General features: G+C 73.2%; 16 protein-coding genes. 5 read left to right on the plus strand and 11 right to left on the minus strand.

The window, feature by feature from the left end; translation table 11 throughout:
* Positions 1–42: 42 nt before the first annotated feature.
* The 5 genes from ACSDG8_RS10130 to ACSDG8_RS10150 form a co-directional block, all read right to left on the minus strand.
* Positions 43–3711 (minus strand): SpoIIE family protein phosphatase, encoded by a 3669-nt coding sequence (locus tag ACSDG8_RS10130; protein WP_439427836.1) that lies wholly within the window; start codon positions 3709–3711, stop codon positions 43–45.
* Between the two features lie 203 nt (positions 3712–3914).
* Complete coding sequence (locus ACSDG8_RS10135; protein WP_210893279.1) at positions 3915–4634, minus strand: gamma-glutamyl-gamma-aminobutyrate hydrolase family protein; 720 nt, start codon at positions 4632–4634, stop codon at positions 3915–3917.
* Complete coding sequence (locus tag ACSDG8_RS10140; RefSeq protein WP_210893280.1) at positions 4631–5398, minus strand: 3-oxoacyl-ACP reductase; 768 nt, start codon at positions 5396–5398, stop codon at positions 4631–4633. Before ACSDG8_RS10140 ends, ACSDG8_RS10135 begins: the two co-directional genes overlap by 4 nt.
* A 5-nt stretch (positions 5399–5403) precedes the next feature.
* Entirely contained in the window at positions 5404–6759 is a 1356-nt protein-coding gene (locus ACSDG8_RS10145) for an aldehyde dehydrogenase family protein (RefSeq protein WP_210893282.1), read from the minus strand.
* Between the two features lie 117 nt (positions 6760–6876).
* On the minus strand, positions 6877–8241 hold the full coding sequence (locus tag ACSDG8_RS10150; protein ID WP_282100745.1) for a glutamine synthetase family protein: 1365 nt from the start codon (positions 8239–8241) through the stop codon (positions 6877–6879).
* Positions 8242–8329: 88 nt separating this feature from the next.
* Here ACSDG8_RS10150 and ACSDG8_RS10155 point away from each other — a divergent pair, with 88 nt between their 5' ends.
* Positions 8330–9508, plus strand: coding sequence for a PQQ-dependent sugar dehydrogenase (locus tag ACSDG8_RS10155; protein WP_210893284.1), 1179 nt, complete (start codon positions 8330–8332; stop codon positions 9506–9508).
* A 28-nt stretch (positions 9509–9536) separates the two neighbouring features.
* Here the strand turns inward: ACSDG8_RS10155 and ACSDG8_RS10160 are convergent, their stop codons facing one another.
* From ACSDG8_RS10160 to pcaF, 6 genes are all read right to left on the minus strand, one after another.
* The gene (locus tag ACSDG8_RS10160; protein WP_210893287.1) at positions 9537–9914 is read right to left on the minus strand and encodes a nuclear transport factor 2 family protein; all 378 of its coding nucleotides are present in this window, start codon (positions 9912–9914) and stop codon (positions 9537–9539) included.
* 29 nt (positions 9915–9943) lie between these two features.
* Positions 9944–11518: an amino acid permease gene (locus tag ACSDG8_RS10165; protein ID WP_210893289.1), complete on the minus strand. Its 1575-nt coding sequence runs from the start codon at positions 11516–11518 to the stop codon at positions 9944–9946.
* 262 nt (positions 11519–11780) lie between these two features.
* Positions 11781–12281 (minus strand): DUF456 domain-containing protein, encoded by a 501-nt coding sequence (locus ACSDG8_RS10170; RefSeq protein ID WP_210893291.1) that lies wholly within the window; start codon positions 12279–12281, stop codon positions 11781–11783.
* A gap of 88 nt (positions 12282–12369) precedes the next feature.
* Positions 12370–14517 carry a putative bifunctional diguanylate cyclase/phosphodiesterase gene (locus ACSDG8_RS10175; protein ID WP_210893294.1) on the minus strand — a complete coding sequence of 716 codons (2148 nt, stop codon included), beginning with the start codon at positions 14515–14517 and terminating at the stop codon, positions 12370–12372.
* A gap of 3 nt (positions 14518–14520) precedes the next feature.
* Positions 14521–15339 (minus strand): SAM-dependent methyltransferase, encoded by an 819-nt coding sequence (locus ACSDG8_RS10180; RefSeq protein WP_210893296.1) that lies wholly within the window; start codon positions 15337–15339, stop codon positions 14521–14523.
* A gap of 115 nt (positions 15340–15454) precedes the next feature.
* On the minus strand, positions 15455–16660 hold the full coding sequence (pcaF, locus tag ACSDG8_RS10185) for a 3-oxoadipyl-CoA thiolase (RefSeq protein WP_210893299.1): 1206 nt from the start codon (positions 16658–16660) through the stop codon (positions 15455–15457).
* Positions 16661–16759: 99 nt separating this feature from the next.
* Between pcaF and ACSDG8_RS10190 the strand changes: the two genes are divergently transcribed.
* The 4 genes from ACSDG8_RS10190 to ACSDG8_RS10205 all read left to right on the plus strand — a co-directional run bounded on the left by ACSDG8_RS10190 (position 16760) and on the right by ACSDG8_RS10205 (position 20940).
* Positions 16760–17725 (plus strand): glutathione S-transferase family protein, encoded by a 966-nt coding sequence (locus tag ACSDG8_RS10190; protein ID WP_210893301.1) that lies wholly within the window; start codon positions 16760–16762, stop codon positions 17723–17725.
* A complete protein-coding gene (locus ACSDG8_RS10195; RefSeq protein WP_210893303.1) occupies positions 17718–18386 on the plus strand; it encodes a DUF998 domain-containing protein in 669 nt (222 codons plus the stop codon). Before ACSDG8_RS10190 ends, ACSDG8_RS10195 begins: the two co-directional genes overlap by 8 nt.
* Before the next feature lie 137 nt (positions 18387–18523).
* Positions 18524–19804, plus strand: a complete 1281-nt coding sequence (locus tag ACSDG8_RS10200) for a dicarboxylate/amino acid:cation symporter (RefSeq protein ID WP_210893484.1) — start codon at positions 18524–18526, stop codon at positions 19802–19804.
* Positions 19805–19872: 68 nt separating this feature from the next.
* The gene (locus tag ACSDG8_RS10205) at positions 19873–20940 is read left to right on the plus strand and encodes an NADH:flavin oxidoreductase/NADH oxidase (protein ID WP_210893305.1); all 1068 of its coding nucleotides are present in this window, start codon (positions 19873–19875) and stop codon (positions 20938–20940) included.
* The last annotated feature ends 72 nt before the right edge of the window (positions 20941–21012 follow it).

Here is a 21012-nt window from a genome sequence, read left to right on the forward strand (position 1 = left end):
AGGACTTCGCCGCATTTGACCCGCTTTACGCGATAACAGCCTTCAGTCCCGGTCGGCCAGCCGGCGGCGCAGCGTCAGCTCGGTGCCCTCCTCGGTGCGGGTCACGTTCATCTCCCCCAGCGCCTGAATCAGCGCCAGCCCGCGCCCCCGGAAGCTCGACCCGCTCGACTCCCGCCAGCGCCCGCTGTCCCGGACGGTGGCGGTGACCGTACGGTCGGCGATCGTCACCTCGACCTCGATCGTCGGGTCCACCGGGTCGACCGGGTGCTCGATCGCGTTCGCCGCCGCCTCGGACACCGCCACGGTCAGGTCGAACAGGTCGGTCTCGCCGACCTGGTGGGCGACGAGGAAGTCCTCCAGCCGTTTGCGCAGCACGCTGAGCCGGGTCGGGTCGGCGGGCAGGCGCAACGCGAAGCGGTTCAGTTCGGCCGCCTCCAGCGCGAGCACCGCCACGTCGTCGTGCCGGGACCGCCCGGCGACCCGTTCGACGACGGCGTCGACCAGGTCCGCCACGTGCCCGCCGCGCGCCGCCGCGTCCGCCCGCAACTGGGCCAGGCCGGCGTCGATGCCCACGAGCCGGTCCTCGATCAGGCCGTCGGTGTAGAGCAGCAGCCGCCCGCCGGGGGCCAGTTCCCCGTCGGCGGTCGGGTAGACGGTGCCGGGGATCGCCCCGATCGGCGGTCCGAGGGCCCGATCGTGCAGGAACGCCACGTCGTCTCCTCGGATCAGCAGGGGTGAGGGATGACCCGCGCTGGCGTACCGGATGCGGCCGGTGCGCGGGGAGAAGCCGAGGCAGACGACGGTGGCGAAGGAGCCGCTGCCGGCGGAGTGGACCAGCCGGTTGAGCCGGGTCAGCGCCTCGCCCGGGTCGTAGCCCTCCAGCACGTACGCCCGCAGCGCGTTGCGGAGCTGGCCCATCGCGGCGGCGGCCCGCACGCCCTTGCCCACCACGTCGCCGATGACCAGCACCATGCCGTCGTCGGCGGTGGCCATCACGTCGTACCAGTCGCCGCCGACCTCGACGCCCGCGCTGCCGGGCAGGTAGCGGCTGGCCACCACCGCGCCGGGCAGCTGCGGCAGCGTACGCGGCAGCAGGCTGTGCTGGAGCGTGGTGGCGATGTGGTGCTCGGCCTCGTAGAGCTGGGCGTTCTCCAGCCGTACGCCGACCAGCCGGGCCAGTTCGGTCAGCGCCGCCTGCTCGGTGCCGCCGCCCTCGCGCCGCCACACCAGCAGCTCGCCGAGCTGCTCGCCGGACGTGCCGGTCAGCGGCAGCACCACCGACGGGTCGGCGGGCATGTCGCCGCCGGCGTCCTCCTCGTGGCGGGCGCCGGTGGTGGTGACGCGGACGCGTCCGGCCTCGGCCAGGCGCAGCGCGTGCCGGGCGGCCACCCGTACCACGTCGGCGGTGGACCGGGCAGTGTTGATCTCCACGGCGGCGTCGGCGAGCGCCCGCAGCCGGCGGATGATCTGCCCGCGCAACTGTCCCAGCTCGACGTTGGCCCGGACCCGGGCCACCAGTTCCTGGCTGGAGAAGGGCTTGGTCAGGTAGTCGTCGGCGCCGGCGGACAGGCCGGCGACCTCCTCGGCGGCGCCGGCCCGGGCGGAGAGCAGCACGATCGGCACGTGCCGGGTGCCCGGTCTGGCCCGCAGCGCGGCGACCAGACCGAAGCCGTCCAGCCGGGGCATCATCACGTCCGTCAGCACCAGGTCGAACGGGGTCTCGACGGCCAGCCGCAGCGCCTCCGCGCCGTCCGGCACGGCCACCACCTCGTACGCCGGGGAGAGCAGCCGGACGACGTGCTCGCGCAGGTCGGGGTTGTCGTCGGCGAACAGGATCCGGCCCGCGCCGCCCGGCGTGCCGTTGGGCTCGGGCAACCCGACGGGCCGGGCCACCTCGTCGGTCCAGAGCGCCGTCTCGGCGACGTAGAGGCGGGCCTGCGCCGGCTCGGCCAGCGGCACCGGCGAGAGGGCGGACACCCGGTCGGCGGGCAGGTGCGCGTACCCGAACGGCATGGTCACCGTGAACGTGGTGCCCCGGTCGACGACGCTGTGCGCGGTGACCGTGCCGCCCTGCATCTCGACCAGCTCGCGGACCAGGGCCAGGCCGATGCCGGTGCCCTCGTGGGTACGCGAGCGGGCGCCCGCGACCCGGTGGAACCGCTCGAAGACCTGCGGCAGCTCCTCCGGCGCGATGCCGACGCCGGTGTCGCTCACCTCCAGGACGGCGGCGCCGTCGGCGGCGCGTACCCGGACCCGGATCTCACCGTCGAAGGTGAACTTGACCGCGTTCGACACCAGGTTGAGGACGATCTTCTCCCACATGTCCCGGTCGACGTAGACCGGAGCGGGCAGCGGCGGGCAGTCCACCACCAGGTCCAGGCCGGCCCGTTCGGTGGCCGAGCGGAACGTGCTGGCCAGTCGGGAGGTGAAGTCGGACAGGTCGGTGGGCTGGTAGCGGGCGGCCAGCCGGCCGGACTCCAGCCGGGAGAAGTCGAGCACCGTGTTGACCAGCTTGAGCAGGCGCAGCCCGTTGCGGTGCATGACGGTGAGCCGGTCGGTGTAGCGATCCGGCAGGTCCCGATCGGCGAGCATCTCCTCGATCGGCCCGAGCACCAGCGTGAGCGGGGTGCGGAACTCGTGGCTGACGTTGGCGAAGAAGTTGGTCTTGGCGCGGTCGAGCGCGGCCAGCTCGGCGGCGCGGGCGCGTTCCTGCTCGTACGCCCGCTGCTTGCCCACGGCCCGGCTGACCTGCGAAGCGACCAGGTCGACGAAGTCGCGGTAGTCTTCGGTGAACGGCAGCCGGCGGGACACGCCGAGCAGCAGCACCCCGCCCGCCTCGTTGGTGGCGGTCAGCGGTAGCAGTAGCGCCTCGTCGGCGGCGTCCGGCGGCACCGCGCCGGGCAGCTCGGCGGTGGCGATCCAGCGCGGCTCGGTGAACGGCTCGCCCTCGGGCACGCCGGGCGGCAGGCCGGCGACGGTGGCCGGGTCCACGCCCGAACAGCCGCCCGCGACGAGACCGCCGCCCTCGTCGGGGAACCACAGCGCGCTGAACGGCACGTCGGCGCGGTGGGCGTCGAGCACCCGGGTGACCGCCCGGCCCAGTTCCAGCATGTCCGGCACGTCACCCAGCTCGTTGCCCAGCTCGGCGAGGGCCCGCAGCCGGCGTTCGCCGAGCACCCGGCCGGTGGTCTCGTTGACGAAGCAGAACACGCCGCCGACGGTGCCGTCGGCGCTGCGGATCGGGTCGTACGAGATGTCGAAGTAGACGTCCTCCAGGAAACCGTGCCGGTCGATCACGAAGGGGTGGTTCTCGCCCCGGTAGGCCACGCCGGTGCGGCGCACCCCGTCCAGCAGCGGGCCGAGCACGTCCCAGGTTTCCGCCCAGTGCCGCCGCGCGGACCGGGCGATCACGGCCGGGTGCTTCTCGCCGATCGTCGGCCGGTAGGCGTCGTTGTAGAAGGCGAGGTGTTCCTCACCCCAGAAGATGACGATCTGGGCGCGGGACGACAGCATCGTGCTGACCGCGTGGGAGAGCGCGGCGGGCCAGCGCTCCGGGCTGCCGAGAGAGGTGGTGGACCAGTCGAAGCCGTGCAACCGCTCGCCCATCTCGCCGCCTGCGGCGAACGCCGCGGACAGCAGCGGCGGTAGTGACGCCTCGCCGGCCGCCGGGGACGAACGACCGTCGTCCCCGCCCCCCAGGGCCGAGCCCATGCAGCCTCCCGCTCCGGCCATGATCACAACGGTCGGCGTACTCCGCCGACCGCCCCGCCTACTACCCAGGCGAAGGAGCAACGTAACGCACCCACACCGTTCGACGCTGGTTACCTCCGCCTCATCCTGGCGTAACAGACGGGCCGGGGCGACTCGGGCGGTCCCGGCGGGGCTGACGGCGCCGCCGATCCGGCCGTCCCGACCTACGAAACGCGGGTGTGTGATCTGGCCGACATCGCGGCCCGGACCAACGCGGCCACCGGCCGCGGGTCCGGCTCGTTCTCCGGATGCCACTGCACCCCGAGCACGAAGCGCCGCGCCGGATCCTCCACCGCCTCGATCACCCCGTCGTCGGCCCAGCCGGTGACCGCCAGGCCGCCGGGGTCGGCCACCGCCTGATGGTGGTACGAGTTGACCCGGTCCACCCCGGCCATCACGTCGGCGGCCCGGCTGCCGGCGGCGAAGCGCACCGGATGCGACCCGTACACGCCCGGCGCGGGACGGTGCCCGTCGTGCCCGACCACGTCCGGCAGGTGCTGGTGCAGGGCGCCGCCGCACGCCACGGCGAGCAGCTGCATCCCCCGGCACACGCCCAGCACGGGCAGGTCGGCGGCGAGCGCGGCGCTCAGCAGCGTCGTCTCCCCGGCGTCGCGCTCCGGCCGGCTCTCGGTGCGCGGGTCCGGCGGCTGGCCGTACCGCTCCGGGCCGACGTCCGCGCCGCCGGCCAGCAGCAGCCCGTCCAGCAGCCCCAGCACGTCAGCGTCGGCGTCGTCCGGGGGCAGCACCACGGCCCGGCCGCCCGCCGCGGTGACCGACCGGACGTACGCGTGCGGCACGAGCGTCGCCGGCACGTCCCGCCACACCGCCCAGCCGGCCGGCTCGACGTACGCGGTGATGCCGACGACCGGCCTTCGCGCGCTCACAGTGGAGTGACGTACGCGCCGGTGATCCCGCCGTCGACGACGAACTGCGCGGCGGTCATGAACGAGGCGTCGTCGCTGGCCAGGAACGCCACCGCGGCGGCGATCTCGGCCGGATCGCCGAACCGTCCCATCGGCACGTGCACCAGCCGCCGGGCGGCCCGCTCCGGGTCCTTGGCGAACAGGTCCAGCAGCAGCGGCGTGGCCACCGGCCCGGGGCACAGCGCGTTGACCCGGATGCCCTCGCGGGCGAACTGCACGCCCAGTTCCCGGGTCATCGCCAGCACCCCGCCCTTGCTCGCCGTGTACGCGATCTGCGACGTGGCGGCGCCCATCAGCGCCACGAACGAGGCGGTGTTGATGATCGAGCCCTTGCCCTGCCGGCGCATGTGCGGGATGACGTACTTGCAGCACAGGTAGACGCTCGTGGTGTTGACCCGCAGCACCCGTTCCCAGGCGTCCAGGCCGGTCTCCAGGATGGAGTCGTCGTCCGGCGGCGAGATGCCGGCGTTGTGGAACGACACGTCGACCCGGCCGTGCCGCTGCACCACCCCGTCGAACAGGTCCCGGACGGCCGTCTCGTCGGCCACGTCGGCGGCCACGAAGTCCCCGTCCACCTCCTGCGCGGCCCGGGCGCCGGCGTCGGCGTCGATGTCCACGCACACCACCCGCGCCCCCTCGGCGGCGAAGCGCCGCACGGTGGCCAGCCCGATGCCGCTGCCCGCGCCGGTCACCACCGCCACCCGGTCGGAAAGCCGTCCCTGCACTGTGATCACTCCTCGGTGCCGATGAACACGTTCTTGACGTCGGTGAAGGCGTGCAGCGCGTCCGGACCCAGCTCCCGGCCCAGGCCGGAGCGCTTCATCCCGCCGAACGGGGTCCAGTAGCGCACCGAGGAGTGCGAGTTGACGCTGAGGTTGCCGGCCTCGACAGCGCGGGCCACCCGCACCGCGCGCCCGACGTCCCGGGTCCAGATCGAGCCGGAGAGCCCGTACTCGGTGTCGTTGGCGAGCCGGATCGCGTCCGCCTCGTCGTCGAACGGCAGCACCGAGACGACCGGGCCGAAGACCTCCTCCCGCCAGTGCCGGTCAGCCGGGGAGCCGGCGAGCAGCACCGTCGGGGCGTACCAGAAGCCGGGGCCGTCGGGGCAGGAGCCGGTGAAGGCCACGTCCGCGCCGTCGACGTACCCGGCGACCCGGTCGCGGTGCGCGGCGGAGATCAGCGGGCCCATCTCGGCCGTGTCCCGGGCCGGGTCCTCCACCCGCACCGCCCGTACGGCCGGTTCGAGCAGTTCCAGGAAGCGGTCGTACACCGGGCGCTGGACCAGGATCCGGGAGCGGGCGCAGCAGTCCTGGCCGGCGTTGTCGAAGACCGCGTACGGCGCGGTGGCCGCCGCCTTCTCCAGGTCCGCGTCGGCGAACACGATGTTGGCCGACTTGCCGCCCAGCTCCAGCGTCACCCGTTTCACCTGGTCCGCGCAGCCGGCCATGATCCGGGTGCCGACCTCGGTCGAGCCGGTGAAGCAGATCTTGCGGACCGCCGGGTGGGTGACGAACCGCTCGCCGACCACGCTGCCCCGGCCGGGCAGCACTGTGAACACGCCCTCGGGCAGCCCGGCGTCGCGGGCCAGCTCGGCCAGGCGCAGCGCGGTCAGCGGGGTCAGCTCGGCCGGTTTGAGCACCACCGTGTTGCCGGCGGCCAGCGCCGGGGCGAATCCCCAGCCGGCGATCGGCATCGGGAAGTTCCACGGCACGATCACGCCGACCACGCCCAGCGGCTCGTGGAACGTGACGTCGAGCCCGCCGGGCACCGGGATCTGGTGCCCGGTCAGCCGTTCCGGCGCGCCCGCGTAGTAGTCGAGCACGTCGCGGACGTTGCCCGCCTCCCAGCGCGCGTTGCCGATGGTGTGCCCGGCGTTGCGCACCTCCAGCTGCGCCAGCTCCTCAAGGTGCGCGTCGACCTGGGCGGCGAACCGCCGCAGCAGCCGCCCCCGATCCCCCGGCGCCACCCGCCGCCACGTCTCGAACGCCGCGGAAGCCCGCGAGACAGCGGCATCAACGTCGTCGACGGAGCACCCCGGAACAACCCCGATCCCGGCCCCGTCGACAGGCGAAATCACCTCACCCACCCGCGCCTCCCTCCTTCTCCCCGGCGATCTTGCAGTTGCTGCCCCGGCAAAAGCCGCACAACACCCCGACCGGGGGCCGCAACTGCAAGATCGGCGCGGAAAGCGGGGGCGGACACCTCAGAGGCGTTCGAAGCCACGGGTCAGCTCCCAGTCCGTCACCGCGGCGTCGAAGGCGGTCAGCTCGACCTTCGCCTGGTTGGCGTAGTGATCGGCCACCTCGTCGCCGAACGCCGCCCGGGCCACCTCCGAGCGCTGCCACAGCTCCAGCGCGTCACGCAGCGTGGTGGGCACCCGCTCGGCGTCCGGGTCGTCGTACGCGTTGCCGGTGCACTCGTCGGCCAGCTCCAGCTCGTTCTCGATGCCGTGCACCGCCCCGGCCACCAGCGCGGCGATCGCCAGGTACGGGTTGACGTCGGCCCCCGGCACCCGGTTCTCCACCCGCATCCCCTGCCCGTGCCCGACCAGCCGCAGCGCGCAGGTGCGGTTGTCGGTGCCCCAGCGCAACGCGGTCGGCGCGAACGAGCCGGGCTGGTAGCGCTTGTACGAGTTGATGTTCGGCGCGAAGAACAGACTGAACTCGCGCATGGTGGCGAGCAGCCCGGCCAGCACCCGCTGCCCGGTGACGCTCAGGTGCGCCGGCCCGTCCCCCAGCATCGCCGACGAGCCGGAGGCGTCGCGCAGCGAGAAGTGGATGTGGCAGGAGTTGCCCTCCCGCTCGTTCGGCTTCGCCATGAACGTGATCGCCATGCCCTCCTGGGCGGCGATCTCCTTCGCGCCGTTCTTGTAGATGACGTGGTGGTCGGCGCAGCGCACCGCCTCGTCGTACCGGAAGGCGATCTCGTGCTGGCCGAGGTTGCACTCGCCCTTCGCGCTCTCCGGGGTGAGCCCGGCGCCGGCCATCTCGGTGCGGATGCGGCGCAGCAGCGGCTCGACCCGAGCGGTGCCGAGCAGCGAGTAGTCCACGTTGTACTGGTTGGCCGGGGTCAGGTCGCGGTAGCCGCGCCGCCACGCCTCCTCGTACGAGTCGCGGTAGAGCACGAACTCCAGCTCGGTGCCGGCGTACGCGGTCAGCCCGTGCGCGGCCAGCCGGTCGAGCTGCTTGCGCAGGATCTGCCGGGGCGAGGCGACCACCGGGCCGGCGCCGTCCAGCCACTCCAGGTCGGCCAGCAGCAGCACGGAGCCGGGCTGCCAGGGCGTCCGCCGCAGCGTGTCCAGGTCGGGACGCATGGCGAAGTCGCCGTAGCCGCGTTCCCAGCTCGACATCGCGTACCCGTCGACGGTGTTCATGTCGACGTCAACGGCGAGCAGGTAGTTGCAGCCCTCGCTGCCGTTCGCGACCACCTGGTCGAGAAAGTAGGGCGCGTGGAACCGCTTGCCCTGCAATCGGCCCTGCATGTCGGTGAGGGCGAGCACCACCGTGTCGATCTCACCCTCGGCGACGGCGACCCGCAACTGTTCCAGCGAGAGCGGCGTTCTCTTCATCAGGGGCCTCCATCACCAAGGTCTACTGGCAAACCGGATCACCGTCAATGCCCCGGCGGGGCCGGGTGCGAAACCGAGGAGAGCGCACATGCGCCGTCGTACCGTCGCGGTCGTCGCGGCCGTCCTCGCGATCGTGCCGGCCGCCACCGACGCGCACGCCGAGCGCGGTCCCGCCGACCGGCGATCCGCCGCCGGCCCGGACCGGCCGGCGACCGCCGACACGCAGCGGCGCCCGGTCACGCTCGGCCTGCCCGGCTTCGACGGGCGCTCCGGCTGGTCCGGCTACGACCTGAGCCGCCCCCAGGTCGTCGCGACCGGGCTGGAGGCGCCGTGGGGCCTGGACTTCCTGCCCGACGGCAGCGCCCTGGTCGCGCAGCGGGACCGGGGCACGATCCTGCGCGTACGCCCCGGACGCCCGGCCCGCCAGGTGGCGCGGATCGCCGACGTGGCCGCCGGTGGGGAGACGGGCCTGCTCGGGCTGGCGGTGTCCCCCACGTACCGCCGGGACCGGTGGGTCTACGCCGCCTACACCACCGCGAGCGACCTGCGGATCGTCCGGTTCCGCCTGGGCTCGTCCCGCGCGCCGCGGGTGCTGGTCAGCGGCATCGCCCGCAGCTCGGTGCACGCCGGCGGGCGGATCGCGTTCGGCCCCGACGGCATGCTCTACGCGGGCGTCGGCGACGCCGGGGTGGCCGCCCGCGCCCAGGACCTGACCAGCCGCAACGGCAAGATACTGCGGATCCGCCCGGACGGCGGCGTGCCGGCGGGCAACCCGTTCCCCGGCTCGCTCGTCTACAGCTACGGCCACCGCAACGTGCAGGGCCTCGCCTGGGACCGGCACGGTCGGCTGTTCGGCACCGAGTTCGGGCAGAGCACCTGGGACGAGGTGAACCGGATCGTGCCCGGCGGCAACTACGGCTGGCCGATCGTGGAGGGCGTGGCCGGCGACGCCCGGTTCCGCGACCCGGTCGTCGTCTGGCCGCCCGCGCAGGCGTCCCCGAGCGGCGCAGCGTTCGCCCGGGGCACGCTCTACGTCGCCGCGCTGCGCGGCGCCCGGCTCTGGGCGGTGCCAGTCGACGCCGCCGGCCGCGTCGGCGTACCGGTGGCGGAACTGGTCGGCACGTACGGCCGCCTGCGTACCGTCGAGGTCGCGCCGGACGGCGCGCTCTGGGTGGCGACGAGCAACCGCGACGGCCGCGGCAACCCGGCGGCCGGCGACGACCGCATCCTCCGCTTCCCGCTCACCCACCGCCGCCTCACGATCTGACCCGGGGGTACGCGGACAGCCCGCGCCGTCACACGGGCTGGACCCAGGCGGCCCGCCACGGCGGGGACGGGTCCTGGCCGAGGCTGGTCCAGTACTCCCGGCCCTCGGTGATCCGCCCGTCGCGCACGGTCCAGAACGACGCGACCCGGTGTACGCCCATTCCCTCGTGCGGCACCTCCACCTCGGACACCACCGTGTCGCCCGCTGCCACCACGCGCAGCACCCGGATCGACCAGCCCTCCGGGTACTCGGCGTTGATCTTCACGTAGTTGTCGCGGCCCACGATCCGCTCGGCGCTGGCCGGCCACTCCACCACCACGTCGTCGGCCAGCAGGTCGCCGACGCCGGCCCAGTCCCGGGCCTGCATGCGGTCCCACAGCGCGCGTACCACCGCTTCCGTCTCCATCGCCGGATCATGGCAGCACCCACCGACAGCTATGACGGCTCGGCGGGCTCCGGCTCCGGTTCGGCCCGGTCGACGGTGCGGCGCGGGCCGGTGAACCACTTGCGGGCCGAGGCGTACCACCAGATGGCGACGCCGAGCAGCACGCCGCCGATCGCGATCGGCGCGTAGTTGACGGCCGTCCAGCTGAAGTCGGGGTTGCCGGGCACGCCGGCCGGGACGATCGGCAGCACGAAGTAGATCGAGATGACGGCGATCTCGACCACCGCGATCCAGCCGAGCAGCTTGTAGCGGCGGCCGAGCGTCCACGGGCCCGGGGTGAACCGGTCGCCCATCCGCAGCCGCAGGAAGATCGGGATGATGAAGGACAGGTACAGCCCGATCACCGCCACCGACACCACCGCGTAGAACGCGACCGGGATGCCGCCGCGCTGGTAGAGCGCGGGCAGCGTGAGCACCAGCCCGGCCAGCGTCGCGCCGATGATGGCGTTCACCGGCGTGCCGTTGCGGTCGACCTTCGACCAGAGCCGCCAGCCGGGCACCGCCCGGTCGCGGCTGAACGCGTACGCCATCCGCGACATCGACGTCACGCAGCTCATGCCGCAGAAGAACTGCCCGATGGTGGAGATGATGATGACGGCCTTGAAGAAGAACGGCGTCAGCGCGGTCTCGAAGATCGCCCCGGAGAAGCCGCCCGCCTCGTTTATCGCGTCCACGTCGGTGGCCGCGAACAGGAACGCCAGCAGCAGGATCCAGCCGCCCACCGCCGAGTAGAAGATCGACCGCCAGAGCCCCTGCGCGGCGGCCTTGGACGCGCCGCGGGTCTCCTCGGAGACGTGCGCGCAGGCGTCGAAGCCGGTGATCGTGTACTGCGTCAGCAGGAAGCCCAGCGGCAGCACGTAGAACCAGAACGCCAGCCCGCCGGTGTCGCCGTCACCGAAGCCGGAGTTGTTGAACCGCTCGGTGAACACGAACTGGAAGCTCTGGTGGTTGTCCGGGACCAGGACCAGGATCAGCACCACGGCGGCCGCGCCGGCCACGTGCCACCAGACCGAGACGTTCTGGAGTACGTCGATGATGCGGTGCCCGTAGATGTTGATCAGCCCGTGCAGCGCGAGGATCACCACGAACAGCCCGAACGTCTGGTGCCCGGTGCCGGCCCAGCCGTCGAACAGCGCCGACAGCGTCAGGTTGAGGAACGTGGCGCAGCCGTAGTCGACCGACGCGGTCACCGCGACCAGCCCGATCAGGTTGAGCCAGCCGGTGAACCAGCCGTGCACCGGCCGGCCCATGGTCGCCGCCCACCAGTAGATCCCGCCCGCTGTCGGGTACGCCGACACCAGCTCGGCCAGGCAGAAGCCGATGATCAGGATGAACAGCGAGATCAGCGGCCAGCCCCAGGAGATGGCCACCGGGCCGCCGTTGTTCCACGCCTGGCCGAACGTGGTGAAGCAGCCGGCCAGGATCGAGATGATGGAGAACGAGATCGCGAAGTTGGAGAAGCCGCTCCACTTGCGGCGCAGCTCCTGTTTGTAGCCGAGTTCGGCGAGTCGTCGGGCGTCGTCGTCCATCGGCTGCTCGGCGGTCGGCGCGGGCGTCGTGGCCACTGCACACCTCCTCGAGGCGATGCTCGTGCGAGTGCTCGCAGTGTGCTCCCGGCCGATCAAGGTGGTCAATACGTACCCCGGTAATTGCGTTGTCGCCGGATCCCAGCGGGGGCATCATTGTGGGCGTGACCAGGCCCGACCCGACGGGCCGGCGCCGGGCGCTCGGCAACGCCCGGTCCGCGGCGGCGCGCGGCGTCCACCTCTCTCTCACTGATGTACGGCGATCGGCCGTACCCTCCGGACGCCCCGCGTCGCCGCACCTCTAGACGAACAGCAACCCGGCGACCCAGAGCGCGGCGACCATCAGGCCGGCCATGAACTCCAGCAGCATCGACAGGCCGGCCGCCTTGAGCGCCTGCACGGTGGCCGGCCAGGCGAGCCGGGTGTCACCCAGCCGCAGCCGTTCCGCGCCGAAGATCCCGCCGACGAAGCCGATCGGCAGGCCGATCACCGGGATCACGAAGAAGCCGACCACCCCGAGCAGCCCGCCGGCCAGCAGCGACGACGTGGGCACGCCGGTCCGCTTCAGGTTCCGCCCCGGCCACAGGTACTTGAGCACGGTGCCGCCGGCGGCGATCACGGTGGCGGCGGCGAGCACCGCCCAGCGGCCCGGGCCGGCGCCACCGAACAGCGCCCACACCAGCACGCCGCCCCAGCACAGCGGCAGCGCCGGCAGCCCGGGCACGATCACCCCGGCCAGCCCGGCGATGATCGCCAGCGCGGCGACCACCGACACCACCGCCTGCGAATCGGTGAGGCTCACCGTTCTCCCTTCTCGCCTGCCGCCGTGTGAGCGGGAGGTGTTAAGCGGGGCCCCCTGCTCTACCGGAGGCGTTAAGAGGGGCCCTTCCTTACCCGCCCAGGCGGGCGCGGATGCCGTCGGCGGGCATCGGGGCGCCGAACAGGCGGCCCTGACCGGTGTCGCACCGCAGCGCCCGCAGCCGCTCGGCCTGCACCTCGGTCTCCACCGCCTCGGCCGTCACCGACAGCTCCAGCGCGTGCGCCAGCCGGACCAGCGCGTCCACGATCCGCTCGTCCCGGTGGTCGGCGACCGCGTCCCCGTCCCCCTTTATCCCCTCGACGAACGGGCCGGCCAGCTTCACGCAGTGGATCGGCAGCCGCCGCAGGTACGCAAGGTTCGAGTAGCCGGTGCCGAAGTCGTCGATGGCCAGCCGCAGCCCCAGGTCGGCGAGCTGGTGCAGGGTCCGCAGCGGCTCACCGGCGCTGCCCATGACGGCGCTCTCGGTCAACTCCAGCTGCAACAGCTCGGCCGGCAGGCCGGTGTGCTGCAACGCCTCGGCGACCGTCTCCACGATGGCCGGATCGTCGGCCTGCCGCGCGGCCAGGTTGACGCTGACCACCGGCGGCGTCTCCGGGAACGCGCGCCGCCACGACTCGGCGTCGCGGCACGCCTTTCGCAGCACCCAGGCGCCGAGCCGGACGATCAGGCCGGTCTCCTCGGCCAGTCCGATGAACCGGTCCGGCCCGATCAGGCCCAGCTCCGGGTGCTGCCAGCGCACCAGCGCCTCGACCGCCACCATCGTGCCGTCCAGCAGCGACACGATCGGCTGGTAGTGCAGCACGAACTCGTCGCGGTCCAGCGCGGCGGGCAGGTTGGCGGCCAGCGCCGAACGGGCGATGTCGGCGGCGCTGCGCTCCGGGTCGTACACCGCCCAGCGCCCCCGGCCCTCCGCCTTGGCCCAGTACAGCGTGGTGTCGGCGGCCTTCATCAGGTCGGCGACGCTGGTCTCCGCCGCCGGGCACTCCACGATGCCGATGCTCGCCGACACGGCGAGCTGCTGGTCGGCGACGTGCACCGGCGCGGAGACGGCGGCCAGCGCCAGCTCGGCGACCTCCACCGCGTCGTCGATGCCGCCGTCGGAGTCGACCAGGATGACGAACTCGTCGCCGCCCATGCGGGCCACCAGGTGACCGCGCCCGGCCACGCAGTCGCTGAGCCGGCGGGCGATCACCTTGAGCAGCCGGTCGCCCAGGTCGTGGCCGAGGCTGTCGTTTATCGCCTTGAAGCCGTCCAGGTCGATGAAGCAGAGCCCGACGCGCTGGTCGTCGCCCGCCCGGTCGAAGACCGTGCTGAGCGTCTCGAAGAACAGCGTCCGGTTGGGCAGCCCGGTCAGCGGGTCGTGCAGCGCCTGGAAACGCAGCCGCTGCTGCAACTCGTACCGCTCGGTGATGTCCTCGACCATGGCGACCGTGAACCGGGGCCGGCCGTCGTCGTATCGGATCAGCGAGACGGCGAGGTCGGTCCAGACCACGCTGCCGTCCTTGCGGTAGTAGCGCTTCTCCACCCGGGCGCTGTCCCGCTTGCCCTCGATCAGCTCCTGGTACAGCTCCCACATGCCGGCCGCGTCGTCGGCATAGGCCAGCACCGACACGTTCATCCGCCGCATCTCCGCGACGGTGTAGCCGAGCATGTCGGCGAAGGACTGGTTGACCTCGATGATCTGCCCGTCCACACCGGCGATGCCGATGCCGATGGCGGCGCCGGTGAAGACGGCCCGGAAGCGGGCCTCGCTGTCCCGCAGCGCCTGCTCGACGGTGTCCCGCGCCTGCCAGGCGGAGCGGGAGATCCGCTCCTGCTGGCTGAAGACCCGGTCACGCAACGCGCGGGCGAACCCGGCGGCGAACGCGCCCTGCAGCAGCGCGACCCGCTCGCGCAGTTCGGGTGACTCGGCCCGGCCGGGCAGCACCCAGGGCAGGAACCGGTCACCGAGCGCCTGCACCGACCAGTCGAGCACGCCGGGCTCGGTGAGGTGCGCCTCGACCAGGGCCCGCCCCACCTCGTCCGCCGGCCGGGCGGAGAAGGTGGGGGCGAGCAGGGCCTGGCCGAGCCGCTCGGTGAGTGGCACCAGCAGGCGCTCGGTCTCGGCCGCGGTCAACGGCACGAATCCGATGCGGCGCACCGCACGAGCCCACTCGGCGGCGTACGCGACGGCGCCGGGCCGGCTGACGTCTCCCCCGTCGATGTCCGGGGCGCGCATGGATCAGCCGGCGGCGCGGTCGTGCCGGGCGACGCCGCCGAAAGCGCCGAACCGCTCCGGGTGCTCGTCCACGTCCGACGGTGACTCGGGCCGCCAGAGCGGCATGTGCACCACGCCCGGTTCGAGGATCGTCCAGTCGCCGAAGAAGCCGGTGATCTCGGCCCGCGAACGCAGCGTGATCTCGGTGGCGGTACGCGCGGACAGCCGCTGCGCGTCGAGCATCTCCTGCGGCTGGTCCTCGAATGTGGAGTGGGAGATGACCAGGTAGCTGCCGGGCGCCGCGGCGGCCCGCAGGGTGGCCAGGATGTCGGCCGGGCGGTCGGCGTCCGGAACGAAGTGCACCACGCCGGCGAGCAGGATGCCCAGCGGCCGGTCGAAGTCGATCAGCCCGCTGGAGCGGGCGTGGTCCAGGATCAGCTTCGGCTCACGCAGGTCGGCCAGGACCGCTGTGGCCCGCTCGTTGCCGGCGAGCAGCTCGTGGCTGTGCGCCACGGCGACCGGGTCGATGTCGACGTACACGATGCGGGCCTGCGGGTTGGCGGCCTGGGCGACCTCGTGCACGTTGCCGACGGTGGGGATGCCGGAGCCGATGTCGAGGAACTGGTCGATGCCGGCGTCGAGCAGCACCCGTACGGCCCGGCGCAGGAACTCCCGGCCCGAACGCATGGTCGCGGCCAGGTTCGGTGTCATGGCCGCGATCTGCTCGGCGAGCTGCCGATCGATCTCGAAGTTGTGGGCCCCACCGAGGAAGTAGTCGTAGACCCGGGCGGCGCTCGGCCGGCTCAGGTCGATCTCGGTGGGCACGCCGTCCGGCGTCTGCATCGCTCGGTCCCCCAGGTCGTCGCCGCCGTCGCTGGCGGGTCGTGTGGTGCAGACCACTCTAGGCCGGTACGGCCAGGTATGGGAGATCCACCGGCGGCGATGCTGCCGGTTGCCGTCAGCCGGCCGACTCCAGCAGCAGCGAGATGCCCTGGCCGACGCCGATACACATGGTCGCGAGCGCCCTCCGGCCGCCCCGGCGGCGCAGCTCCAGCGCGGCGGTCAGCGCCAGCCGGGCGCCGCTGGCGCCGAGCGGGTGGCCCAGCGCGATCGCCCCGCCGCCCGGGTTGACGTGCTCGGCGTCCTCCGGCAGGCCCAGCTCGCGCAGCACCGCCACGGACTGCGCGGCGAACGCCTCGTTCAGCTCGATCACGTCCACGTCGGCGAGCGACAGGCCGACGCGGTCGAGCAGCTTGCGGGTGGCCGGGACCGGGCCGATGCCCATGATCCGCGGCGGTACGCCGGCCGCCGCCGCGCCGCGTACCCGGGCCAGCGGGGTGAGGCCGTAGCGCTCGACGGCGGCCGCGGAGGCGACCAGCAGCGCGACCGCGCCGTCGTTGACGCCGGAGGAGTTGCCGGCCGTCACAGTGCCGCCCTCGCGGAACGGCGTGGGCAGCGCGGCGAGCTTCTCCAGCGACGTCTCGCGGGGGTGCTCGTCGGCCTCGACCAGCTTGGTCTCGCGCCTGCCCGCGGGCACTGTCACCGGGACGATCTCCTCGGCCAGCCGGCCGTCGGCCTGCGCCTTGGCGGCCCGCTGCTGCGACCGGTACGCGAAGGCGTCCTGCGCGGCCCGGTCCACACCGAACTCGGCTGCGACGTTCTCCGCCGTCTCCGGCATCGAGTCGACGCCCCAGCCCTTGCGCATCAACGGGTTGACCAGCCGCCAGCCGATCGTGGTGTCGTACACCTCGGCGGTGCGGGCGTACGGCGTGGCCGCCTTCGGCATGACGAACGGCGCCCGGCTCATGCTCTCCACGCCGCCGGCCACCACCAGGTCGGCCTCCCCGGCGGTGATCGCGCGGGCGGCGGAGGCGAGCGCGTCCAGGCCGGAACCGCAGAGCCGGTTGACGGTGCTGCCCGGCACCTCCTGCGGCAGCCCGGCGAGCAGCGCGGCCATCCGGGCCACGTTGCGGTTGTCCTCGCCGGCCTGGTTGGCGCAGCCCAGGATCACGTCGTCGGTGCGCGCCCAGTCGACCGACGGGTGGCGCGCCACCAGCTCGCGGACGACGTGCGCGGCCAGGTCGTCGGGGCGGACCCCGGCCAGGGCGCCGGCGTACCGGCCGATCGGGGTGCGGACTCCGGCAACGAGATAGGCCACTGTCATCGCGCGTACGTCCTTCGGGGGGTGGGAAGGGGTCGGTTCGCGGGTCGCGGGGGTACCCGGCGCCAGGATATCCGTGACCGGAGCGGATAGGTTTGCCGCATGTCCGGGGCCCAGTTCAGCGCAGAGTCCAGCGGCGGCGGCGCGTTCGTCCGCCAGCCCAACCGGTTCACCGGGCGGGTCACCCCGCACTCCACGGCGCCGGATGGCGGCGGGCCGGACGAGGCGGGGCGCTGGCCGCTGGAGGCGGGCCGCTACCGGCTGATCTGGTGCCGGGCCTGCCCGTGGGCGCACCGGGCCCGGATCGTGCGCGGCCTGCTCGGGCTGGACGAGGTGATCTCGCTGGGCACCGTCGACCCGATCCGGGACGAGCGGGGCTGGCGGTTCGCGCTCGACCCGGACGGCTTCGACCCGGTGCTCGGCATCGGTTTCCTCTCCGAGGCGTACCTGTCCACCGATGCGGACTACACCGGCCGGGTGACTGTGCCGGCGCTCGTGGACACGCTCACCGGGCGGGTGGTGACGAACGACTATCCGCAGCTCACGCTCGACTTCTCGACCGAGTGGCGGCGGTTCCACGCGCCGGACGCGCCGGATCTGTACCCGGTCGAGCTGCGCCCGGAGATGGACGCGCTGATGGCGGAGATCCACCGGGACGTCAACAACGGCGTCTACCGGTGCGGCTTCGCCACCTCCCAGGAGGCGTACGACGAGGCGTTCACCGCGCTGTTCGCCCGCCTCGACGCGCTGAGCGAGCGGCTGGCCGGTCGGCGCTACCTGATGGGCGACACGATCACCGAGGCGGACGTGCGGCTGTTCACCACGCTGGTGCGCTTCGACGTGGCGTACCACGGGCACTTCAAGTGCAACGAGCGCAAGCTCACCGAGATGCCGGTGCTGTGGGCGTACGCGCGTGACCTGTTCCAGACGCCGGGCTTCGGGGAGACGGTGGACTTCGACCACATCAAGCGGCACTACTACGCCACCCACGACATGATCAACCCGACCCGGATCGTGCCGTTGGGCCCGGATCTGTCCGGCTGGACCACCCCGCACGGACGTGGCTGAGGACACAGCCCGCCGGGTCGCCGCCGCGTTCGCCGCGCTCTGCCTGGCGGCCGGCGTGGTCGCGGTGACGGTCGCGGAGGTTGCCGGTCCCGGTGCGGGCCTGACCGGGTACGTGAGCGAGTCGGGCATCACGGACAGCGGGTACGCGGCGGCGTACCAGGTCGGGATCTTCTCGGTGGCGGCGGCGCTGCTGCTGCTCGCCGGGGCGCTGCCGGCGGGGTTGCGCGCGGCGTCCGGCCTGCTCGGCGTGGGCGCGGTGGCCACTGTCGTGTCCGGCGCGGTGACGTGCAGCGAGGGGTGTCCGCTGCCGCCGTTCGAGGCGGCCACGGTGGCCGACCTGGTGCACGGCGGCGCCAGCATCGTGGGCACCGGCGCGGTGGTCCTGGCCATGCTGGCGCTGCTGTTCGCCCCGGCGGCGGACCGGGGACTGCGGCGGATCGCCGCGTACGGCGCGGCGGTGGCGCTGCCGTTGGCCGGCGTGGTCGCGCTGGCCCTGCTGCTGGTCGGACGCGGCGCGCTGCTCGGGGTGTCGGAGCGGGTGCTGCTCGCCGTGGCCGCCGTCTGGGGGCTGGTCACCGCCGGCTATCTGGCTGTAAGGAGCTTCACGGCCGACGGTCCTTCCATTCCGGCGCGGGCGGGGAGTAACGTGTCCCGACGATGACCAATGTCTGGTGCCTCACCGAGCGCCTGTACGTCGATCTCCGACGGCAGGCCAGCGGCGTCTGTCCGGCGTAGCTCCACGCCCTGACGCCCGCCTACCCTCCTCCAGACCTTGGACCCGTCCTCATGGCTTCCGCCCTGCGCAGAATTCCCTTCTCCGTCCAGATCCTGCTGGGCCTCGTGCTCGGTGTCGCGCTCGGTTTCCTCGCCCGCGCCGCCGACCTCGCCTGGCTGACCAGCACGCTCGACACCGTCGGCGGCCTCTTCGTCCAGCTGCTGAAGCTCGCCGTGCCGCCGCTGGTCTTCACCGCCATCGTGGTCAGCGTGGTCAGCCTGCGCGGCGTCGCCAACGCCGCCCGGCTCGCCGTCAAGACACTGCTCTGGTTCGCCGTCACCGCGCTCATCGCGGTGAGCATCGGCATCGGGCTCGGCCTGCTCACCGACCCGGGCCGGGGCGTCAACCTGGACCCGGCCGGCGCCACCGCGCCGAAGACCACCGGCTCCTGGATCGACTTCCTCACCGGCATCGTCCCGACCAACCCGGTCGGCGCGTTCGTCGAGGGCAACGTCCTGCAGATCGTCTTCCTCGCCCTGGTGGTGGGCGCCGCCGCGCTGCTCGTCGGTGACCCCGCCGAGCCGTTCGTGGCGCTCAACCGCTCGCTGCTGTCGATCGTGCAGAAGGCGCTCTGGTGGGTCATCCGGCTCGCCCCGATCGGCACGCTCGGCCTGATCGGCAACGCCGTCGCCTCGTACGGCTGGGACCTGCTCGCCCCGCTGGCGAAGTTCACCACTGCCGTCTACGTCGGCTGCGCGCTGGTGCTGTTCGTGGTCTACCCGCTGCTGCTGGCCACCGCCGGCAAGCTCAACCCGCTGCGCTTCTTCGCCGGCGCCTGGCCCGCCATCGAGCTGGCGTTCGTCTCCCGCTCCTCGGTGGGCACCATGCCGGTGACCCAGCGTTCGGTGGAGCGCCTCGGCGTCCCCCGCGAGTACGCCTCCTTCGCCGTGCCGTTCGGCGCCACCACGAAGATGGACGGCTGCGCCGCCATCTACCCGGCGCTCGCCGCGATCTTCGTGGCGCAGGTGTTCGGCGTGAACCTGGGCGTCACCGACTACCTGCTGATCGCGTTCGTCTCGGTGGTCGGCTCGGCCGCCACCGCCGGCCTGACCGGCGCGATCGTCATGCTCACGCTGACCCTGAGCACGCTGGGCCTGCCGCTGGCCGGCGCCGGCCTGCTGCTGGCCATCGACCCGATCCTGGACATGATCCGTACCGCCACCAACGTGGCCGGGCAGGCGGTGGTGCCGACCATCGTCGCCGCCCGGGAGGGCACGCTCGACCGGGCCGCGTACGACTCGGCCGGCAAGCGCGACCTGATCGAGCCGGTCGAGACCGAGCGGCTCGACCCCGTACCCGCCTGATCCACACCCCTTCGGGTGCGTCTTCCGAAACGGGGACGCACCCGAAGCCATGACCGGAGGATCCGAGAATGAGCGCCCTGTTCACCCCGCTCGCGCTGCGCGGCGTCACGCTGCCCAACCGGATCGCGCTGGCGCCCATGTGCCAGTACAGCGCCGGGCCGGACGGCCTGCCCACCGACTGGCACCGCGTCCACCTGGGCTCCCGCGCGGTCGGCGGGGCCGGGCTGGTCATCACCGAGGCGACAGCCGTGGTGCCCGAGGGCCGGATCAGCCCGCAGGACACCGGCCTCTGGTCCGGCGCGCACGTCGACGCGTGGCGGCCGGTCACCGCGTTCGTCGCCGCCCAGGGCGCGGTCCCGGCCGTGCAGCTCGCGCACGCCGGGTTCAAGGCGTCCACGTACCGGCCGTGGGCGCCGGCGCGCGGCGGCGTGCCGGACGCCGAGGGCGGCTGGACCCCGGTCGGCCCGGGTGACGAGCCGTTCGTGCCGGACTACCGCACGCCCACCGCGCTGGACGAGGCGGGCATCGCGGCGGTCGTGGACGCCTTCGCCACCGCCGCCGGCCGGGCGCTGGAGGCCGGGTTCGCCGCCGTGGAGATCCACGCCGCGCACGGCTACCTGCTGCACGAGTTCCTGTCCCCGCTCACGAACCGGCGCACCGACGCCTGGGGCGGCGACCGGGCCGCCCGGATGCGGCTCACCCTCGACGTGGCCCGCGCGGTACGCGCCGCCGTCGGCGAATCAGTGCCGGTGCTGACCCGCATCTCCGCCACCGACTGGACCGACGGCGGCTGGAGCATCGAGGACAGCGTGGTGCTCGCCGGGGAACTGGCCGCCGCCGGAGTCGACCTGGTCGACACGTCCTCCGGTGGCGCGGCGGCCCGGGCGTCCATCCCGGTCGGACCCGGCTACCAGGTGCCGCTGGCCGCCCGGATCCGCCGCGACGCCGGGGTGCCGACCGGCGCGGTGGGCCTGATCGTCGAGCCCGAGCAGGCCGAGCAGATCGTGGCCGGCGGCGAGGCGGACCTGGTGCTGCTGGGCCGGGAGCTGCTCCGCGACCCGTACTGGCCGCGTCGCGCCGCCGCCAAGCTAGGAGCCACCCCCGCTTGGCCCGACCAGTACGCCCGAGCCTTCTAGCCTTGAGCGTCGATCATGAAGTTGGCGGCGTTCTGCGTCCGATTTGTCGCCGCCAACTTCATGATCAACGGG

This window comes from Micromonospora sp. LA-10 (assembly GCF_051853095.1).
Lineage (GTDB): Bacteria > Actinomycetota > Actinomycetes > Mycobacteriales > Micromonosporaceae > Micromonospora > Micromonospora echinospora_A.